Raw genomic sequence first — 6732 nt, forward strand, 5'->3', positions numbered from 1 at the left:
GCCGGGGAGCTCGATTCCCTCCCCGGCTTCGGCGGTGCTGTTGACTTCATCCTGTAGATCCGCCATGACAGGGGCTCCGGAGATCGCGGTGGCAGGTTCGCACCACTGTGGCACGCCGGAGCGGGACGGGCCGCCGCGAGCAAGGCGTTCGGGGTACCCCGGCCTCCGCAACCCCCCCAGTTGGCCGGGGTCGGCGTCAACCGCCCGAGACAGTCACCTTCTCGTCGTTGTTGAGCTCCTTGACGAGTTGCTTGACCTTCGCCTTGTCCCAGAGGAGATTGCCGCCGGTGGAGCCCGCGAGCGGCATGTTCATGGACTTGCCGTCACCGCCGGTCACGCCCTTCATCGCCCAGAACATGGAGGCCACGTCGGTGATGCCCATGTCCTTGTCGACGATCAGCGTGTCCAGGCCCGCGCCCATGGTCGGGTAGAGCTTGAACGGGTTCAGGACGGTGCTCGGGGTCGCCGCCTGGCTGGCGAGCGCCGCGAGGAACTTCTGCTGGTTCTTCGTACGGTCCAGGTCGCTGCCCTTCAGCGCGTACCGCGTGCGGACGAAGGCGAGGGCCTCCTCGCCGTTGAGGGTCTGCTTGCCCGCCTCGAAGTCGGCGCCGGACTTCTTGTCCTTGAAGCCCTCGGGGATGTCCAGCTCGACGCCGCCGACCGCGTCCACGATCTTGGCGAAGCCGCCGAAGCCGATCTCCGCGTAGTGGTCGATGCGCAGCCCGGTGTTGTACTCCACGGTCCGCACGAGCAGCTCGGGGCCGTCCTCCGCGTACGCCGCGTTGAGCTTCGTCTGGCGGCCCTGGTTGGGGTAGAGCTTGCCGGACTCGGCGCCCTTGAAGGAGGGGATCGTGACGTTCGAGTCGCGGGGGAGCGAGATCATGGTGTTCCCGCCGTCGTCCGCGACGTGCAGGATCATCATCGAGTCCGTGCGCTTGCCCTCGGCGGAGCCCGTGTGGAGCTTCTTCTTCTCCTCGGCGGACATGCCCTCGCGGCTGTCGGAGCCGACGATCAGGTAGTTCGTGCCCGCGCCGCCCTCGGGCCGCTCGATGACCTTGGAGAGGTCGACCTCCCGCTTGAGCTTGCCGTCCGCCCAGAAGTACGTGGCGACCGACGTCACGACCAGCACCGAGACCAGGGTGATCGACCCGATCTTGATGCGGCGGCGCCAGTTCGGCGCGGGGCGCGGGGCGCGCTGCGGCCGGGTGGCGCCGCCGTTCCCGCCGCCCTGGCCGCCGCCGTAGACCTGGCCGGTGTTGTAGCCGCTGTCGTAGCCCTGGCCGTACTGGCGCTGGTTCGGCGTGCGCGGCTCGAAGACGGCGTCGCGGGCGTCGCCGTACGCGGCGCCGTCGCCGTGCGGCTCGTCGTGTCCGGGCTGCGGCGGTACGCCGCCGGGCCCGCGCTGGACGTGCCGCATCACGCGGGCACCGTCGGGCCGGGAGTTCCCGCTGCCGCGGCCGTATCCCCGGCCGCCCGCCTGATCGTCTGGCCAATCGCTCATGTGGCCCAGTGTGCAGTGCCGGGCCACGCCACTTACAGGGCGGTCGGGATTTCGGGCCAGGGCTGTTGCAGAGCTGATGCAAAGCGGCCGGAGAGAGGATCACGAGGGCCCCGGCATAGGGTGGAGGGCATGACAGATCAGGCCACCGGCCAGGAAGCGGGGATACCGGGCAAGCCGACCTCGGCGTCCCGCACCACGCTCAGCCACATCATGACCCACAACGACACCAACCTCCTCGGCACGGTGCACGGCGGTGTGATCATGAAACTGGTGGACGACGCGGCCGGAGCCGTCGCGGGACGGCACTCGGGCGGCCCCGCGGTCACCGCGTCCATGGACGAGATGGCCTTCCTCGAACCGGTCCGCGTCGGCGATCTCGTTCATGTGAAAGCGCAGGTCAACTGGACCGGACGCAGTTCCATGGAGGTCGGCGTCCGGGTCCTCGCCGAGCGCTGGAACGAGTCGACGCCCGCCCAGCAGGTCGGCTCCGCCTATCTGGTCTTCGCCGCCGTCGACGCGGACGGCAAGCCCCGTACGGTCCCGCCGGTCATCCCGGAGACCGACCGCGACCGCCGCCGCTACCAGGAGGCCCAGATCCGCCGCACGCACCGCCTCGCCCGCCGCCGGGCGATCAAGGAGCTGCGCGAGGCGCGGGCCGCCGAGGGCTTCGACGACTGAACGGCGCGACGGGCGTGACGGCCCCGACAGCAGGGACAGCCGTGGCTCAGGGGCAGGTGACCTGGTCCCCGGTGACCGCGCCGAACTCGCCCTGGAGCGTGTCCTCGGCCCGTACCGGACGCACCGCCCGGTAGTCCGCGCCCGCCGTCACCTTCAGCGTCGGGCCGAGGCCGCGCACCATGCGCAGCTCGCTCCCCGGCAGGGCGGTCGCGAGGCTCTTGGCCGAGCGGTCCCAGCGGGGGTCGAAGGAGATGACGGTCCGCGCGGCCGGGGACGCCGCCGCGTTCGGCACGTCCACCGGCGCCCCCGTCGTCAGGAACCCGGACGCCTTCAGCGCCGTGTCGACGCGTTTGCCGAGGCCGGGGGTGGCCGTGCCGTTCTCCACCTGCACCCGGATCTGCTGCGGCGAGACACCGACGAGGATCGCCTTGGGCCCGTTCCTGTGGTCGGCGAGCGGCCGGTCCCCGCGCAGGGTGTCGAACAGCTTCGTGGCCTTCGCCGGGTCCCACTTCAGGGTCGAACCGATGCCCGGGATCATCTGGCCCGCGGTGGCCAGCGGCACGGTCGTGAACTCCGACGAGGAGGGGGAGAAGCTCCGCATCGCCCGGCCGAGGTCCAGCATCTCGCCCGTGCCGAAGCCCTTGTCCGCGCGGACCGAGCCCAGCAGGGTCCGCGTGACGTCGCGGAACTTGACCGGATTCAGCAGTACGCCGCTGCTGGTCGCCTTCGCGATGAGCGCCGCGAGGAACTTCTGCTGGCGCTGCATGCGGCCGAGGTCGGAGGCCCCGTCGACATACCGCGAACGCACGTACTGAAGGGACTGGCCCCCGTTCAGCGCGTGCGTGCCGACCGGCAGGTCCAGGCCGGTGTGGGAGTCCCGCAGCGGCTTGGCCGTGCAGATCTCCACCCCGCCGAGCACGTCCACGGTCTTCATGAAGCTGAGGAAGTCGACCTCCAGATAGTGGTCGATCTTCACCTTGGTCATGTTCTCCACGGTCCGCACCGTCAGGTTCGGGCCGCCCTCGGCGAACGCCGCGTTCAGCTTGTTGGGGTGCGGGTTGTGCTGTCTGCCGGTGTTCTGGTCGGTGTGCGCGGGCAGATCGGCGTACGAGTCCCTGGGCAGGCTGACGACGCTCGCCCGGTCCCTGTTCTCCGAGATGTGCACGATCATGACCGTGTCCGTGCAGTGGCAGGGCGCGCCCCCGAGGCGGTACTTCTCCTTCTCCTCGGGCGTGATCTTGTCCCGGCCGTCGGTGCCGACCAGCAGGACGTTCATCCCGTTGCCCGCCGGAGGCCGGTTCTTCATGTCCTTGAAGGCGTCGATCCGCTTGATCCCGGTGTCCAGCGTGGTGACCACGGAGTGCCCGATTCCGGCCGCCGCGAGCACCAGCACGGAGGAGGTGACCGCCATCCGCAGGCCCCACCGCGGCCGCTTCCGCCGGCCCACCGGCTTCCGGGGCGCGGGCCTGCGCGCCTGCGGTGGCGGCTGCGGCTGGGACCTGCGCGGCGGGAAGGGCCGGCGGGGCGGTGTGGGCACGTGCGGGACACCTCCGCGGATAACGGACCTGGGCCGGGGGTGGTCGACGGCCGGGGGACCCGAGAAACGTAATGCCATACGAAATGCGGCCCGGGGTAGCGACCCCGGCGGCGCGCACCCGTGTCCCCCATTCGCGGTAACGTGACGCGTGATGAACGCGAAGTCCGAGGCGCAGCCTCCAGCCGTATCCGTGATCATGCCCGTCCTCAACGAGGAACGGCACCTGCGCGAGGCAGTCCAGGCGATCCTGCGTCAGGAGTACGCGGGCGAGATGGAGGTCGTCGTCGCCCTCGGCCCCTCCACCGACCGCACGGACGAGATCGCCGCCGAGCTGGTCAGCGAAGACCCCAGGGTGCATACGGTCCCCAACCCGACGGGGCGCACGCCCGCGGCGCTGAACGCCGCGATCAAGGCCTCACGCCACCCGATCGTGGTACGCGTCGACGGCCACGCCGCGCTCTCTGCGGGGTACATCACGACCGCCGTCCGGCTCCTTGAGGAGACCGGCGCGATGAACGTCGGCGGCATCATGCACGCCGAGGGCCAGAACGACTGGGAGCACGCGGTCGCCGCCGCCATGACGTCGAAGATCGGCGTGGGCAACGCCGCCTTCCACACCGGCGGCGAGGCCCAGCAGGCCGAGACGGTCTACCTCGGCGTCTTCCGCCGTGAGGCCCTCGAACAGCAGGGCGGCTACAACGAGGAGTTCATCCGCGCCCAGGACTGGGAGCTCAACTTTCGCATCCGCGAGGCGGGCGGGCTCATCTGGTTCTCGCCCGAGCTGAAGGTCTCCTACCGCCCGCGGCCGAGCGTCAAGGCCCTCGCCAAGCAGTACAAGGACTACGGCCGCTGGCGCCATGTCGTCGCGCGCTACCACGAGGGCTCCATCAACCTCCGCTACCTCGCGCCGCCGACCGCCGTCTGCGCCATCGCCGCGGGCGTCGTCGTGGGCGCCGCCCTCACGCCGTGGGGCTTCGTGATCCCCGGCGGCTACCTCGCGGCGATAGCGGCCGGCTCCGTCCCCGCGGGCAAGGGGCTGCCGTTCAAGGCGCGCCTCCAGATCCCGGTGGCGCTCGCGACGATGCACATGTCGTGGGGCTGGGGCTTCCTCACCAGCCCGCGCTCGCTGGCGAAGAAGGTCATCGCCTCCCGCCGCCCCGCCGTCCTCGGCGGCACACGGGACACCGAGGAGCAGGCGCAAGGGGCCTGAGCGCCCCCACGCACAAGGCCGCGGCCCGGCTCTTCCCCGGAGGGAGGAGCCGGGCCGCGGCCTTCGGCGTGACCAGGTGAAGCAGGGGTCACCAGGTGAAGCAAGGTCACCAGGTGAAGTTCGGGTCCACCTTCATGCACGCCTTCTTGTCGGAGCCGCTGAGCGCGTCCGCCGACTCCGGTGTGGAGTCGTCCTTCTTCTTCGACTTGGGCGGGGTGTCGCCCTCGCGCCAGTCGGCGCCGACGACCAGCGTGACCCCGGAGACGTCGGTCGACTTCTTCGCCGAACCGAGCGGCAGACCCAGAGCCTTGGCGACCCGCTGGGCGTCGCCCTCCAGGTCGACGCTGGGATAGCGGATGACGGTCTTCGCCTCGGTCAGCGCCGATGTGGTGTCCGGCGTCGCCTTGGTGAAGCCCTTGCCCGCCAGGACCTGCGCCACCGTGTTCGCCCGGCCGCTGACCGCGGGCTCGGCCGCGGAGCCCGTACCGTTCTGGACCTGGATCGCGATCCGGTCGTCCGCCGCCGCCGGGTCGTCCGACGGCTTCTCCTTGGCCTTCTTCCTCTTGCCCTTGCCGTCCAGGGAGACGTCGTCGCGGACGAGGCGGAAGAGCTGCTCGGCGTCGCCGGGCTTGGGGATGACGCGCGCGCCGACGTACTCGTACGGCATGGTCGTCATCGTCGTGCGCTCCGGTGAGACCTTCTTCAGCTCGTTGCCGAGGTCGTAGAGCTTCTTGATGCTGCCGAGCCCGTCGTCGACCTTCAGCGCGCTCGTGGCCTCCTCGGCGAGCTTGCGGAGCTGGTTGGGGCTGGTGAGGCCGGTGTTCTCGCGGAGCTTGCGGACCAGGGCGTTCATGTACATGTGCTGCGCCTTGGCGCGGCCGATGTCGCTGCCGTCCTCGAAGCCGTAGCGGGTGCGCAGCCACTGGAGCGCCTGCTCGCCCTGGATCTCCGTGGTGCCCTTCTTGAGCTTGAGGCCCGAGCCGTGGCCCTGGCTGTCGCGCGAGTGGATGTTCTTGTCCACGCAGACCGGGACGCCGCCGATGGCGTCGGCCATCGAGACCACGCCGGCGAAGTCGACCATCATGAAGTGGTCGATGTGGATGTTGGTGAGCTTCTCCCAGGTGGCGACGGTGCAGCCGGGGCCGCCGCGGCCGAGCGACTCGTTCGTCATGTTGCGCGGACCGGTCTGCGGATAGACCTTGCCGTCGTCGGGGTCGGTGCACTTGGGGATCTGGAGCAGGGTGTCGCGCGGCATGCTGACCACCGACATGTTGGTCCGGTCGGCCGAGAGGTGCAGCAGCATCTGGACGTCGGCGAGCGGCGGGGAACCAAACGTCTCCTTGGCACCGCCGAGCTTCTGGTTCGCCTTGGAGTCCCGTGCGTCCGAGCCGATGAGCAGGATGTTCAGCGGGGTCTGACCGGCGGCGTTGGGCGTGGGCGCGGGCGCCCGGTGCTCGCCGAGGTTCAGGTCGTCGGTCTCCAGGTTGCCGTTGAGGTGCTGGTAGTAGAGGTAACCGGCGCCGGCCGTGCCCAGTATCAGGACCGAGAGGACCGTCGCCGACCAGCGCAGGACCCGGCGCTTGCGGCGCGGCGGCCGGTCGCCGCCGCCCGCAMCGCGGCGCCGCCGGTGGCGGCTGTCACCGGCCGGTGGCGCGCCGCCGGACTTCTGCGCGGTGGCCCGGTCCCTCCGCGCGGTGGATGAGCCGTCCGGAGAACCGCCGGGACGCGCGCCGCCCTCGTGCGGGGCCTCGTCCCAGCCATGATCACTTGCGTGCGGGGCGCGTTTCCTCGCCCCCTCCTTACGCA

The 6732-nt window shown here is 70.7% G+C and carries 5 protein-coding genes; 2 read left to right on the plus strand and 3 right to left on the minus strand.

The genetic code is table 11. From position 1 onward, the window contains the following. Positions 1-196 precede the first annotated feature (196 nt). Positions 197-1501, minus strand: a complete 1305-nt coding sequence (locus AB8Z36_RS24425) for an LCP family protein (RefSeq protein ID WP_369215515.1) — start codon at positions 1499-1501, stop codon at positions 197-199. Positions 1502-1630: 129 nt separating this feature from the next. On the opposite strand from AB8Z36_RS24425, the gene AB8Z36_RS24430 reads away from it, so the two are divergent. Beyond that, positions 1631-2179 carry an acyl-CoA thioesterase gene (locus tag AB8Z36_RS24430; protein ID WP_369215516.1) on the plus strand — a complete coding sequence of 183 codons (549 nt, stop codon included), beginning with the start codon at positions 1631-1633 and terminating at the stop codon, positions 2177-2179. A gap of 46 nt (positions 2180-2225) precedes the next feature. Here the strand turns inward: AB8Z36_RS24430 and AB8Z36_RS24435 are convergent, their stop codons facing one another. Continuing rightward, positions 2226-3716 (minus strand): LCP family protein, encoded by a 1491-nt coding sequence (locus AB8Z36_RS24435; RefSeq protein ID WP_440581989.1) that lies wholly within the window; start codon positions 3714-3716, stop codon positions 2226-2228. Positions 3717-3867: 151 nt separating this feature from the next. Between AB8Z36_RS24435 and AB8Z36_RS24440 the strand changes: the two genes are divergently transcribed. Further along, positions 3868-4926 carry a glycosyltransferase family 2 protein gene (locus AB8Z36_RS24440; protein ID WP_369215518.1) on the plus strand — a complete coding sequence of 353 codons (1059 nt, stop codon included), beginning with the start codon at positions 3868-3870 and terminating at the stop codon, positions 4924-4926. A 106-nt stretch (positions 4927-5032) separates the two neighbouring features. On the opposite strand, the gene AB8Z36_RS24445 is transcribed toward AB8Z36_RS24440, so the two are convergent. Beyond that, the coding region (locus AB8Z36_RS24445) for an LCP family protein (RefSeq protein WP_369215519.1) at positions 5033-6732 on the minus strand (1700 nt) is incomplete at its 5' end.

The sequence above is a fragment of the Streptomyces flavofungini genome, assembly GCF_041028215.1.
Taxonomy (GTDB): domain Bacteria; phylum Actinomycetota; class Actinomycetes; order Streptomycetales; family Streptomycetaceae; genus Streptomyces; species Streptomyces flavofungini_B.

Bases quoted from the DNA above. Each gene is read 5' to 3' on its own strand.
- AB8Z36_RS24425 (WP_369215515.1), bottom strand. From the start codon at position 1,501: ATGAGCGATTGGCCAGACGATCAGGCGGGCGGCCGGGGATACGGCCGC.
- AB8Z36_RS24440 (WP_369215518.1), top strand. From the start codon at position 3,868: ATGAACGCGAAGTCCGAGGCGCAGCCTCCAGCCGTATCCGTGATCATG.
- AB8Z36_RS24430 (WP_369215516.1), top strand. From the start codon at position 1,631: ATGACAGATCAGGCCACCGGCCAGGAAGCGGGGATACCGGGCAAGCCG.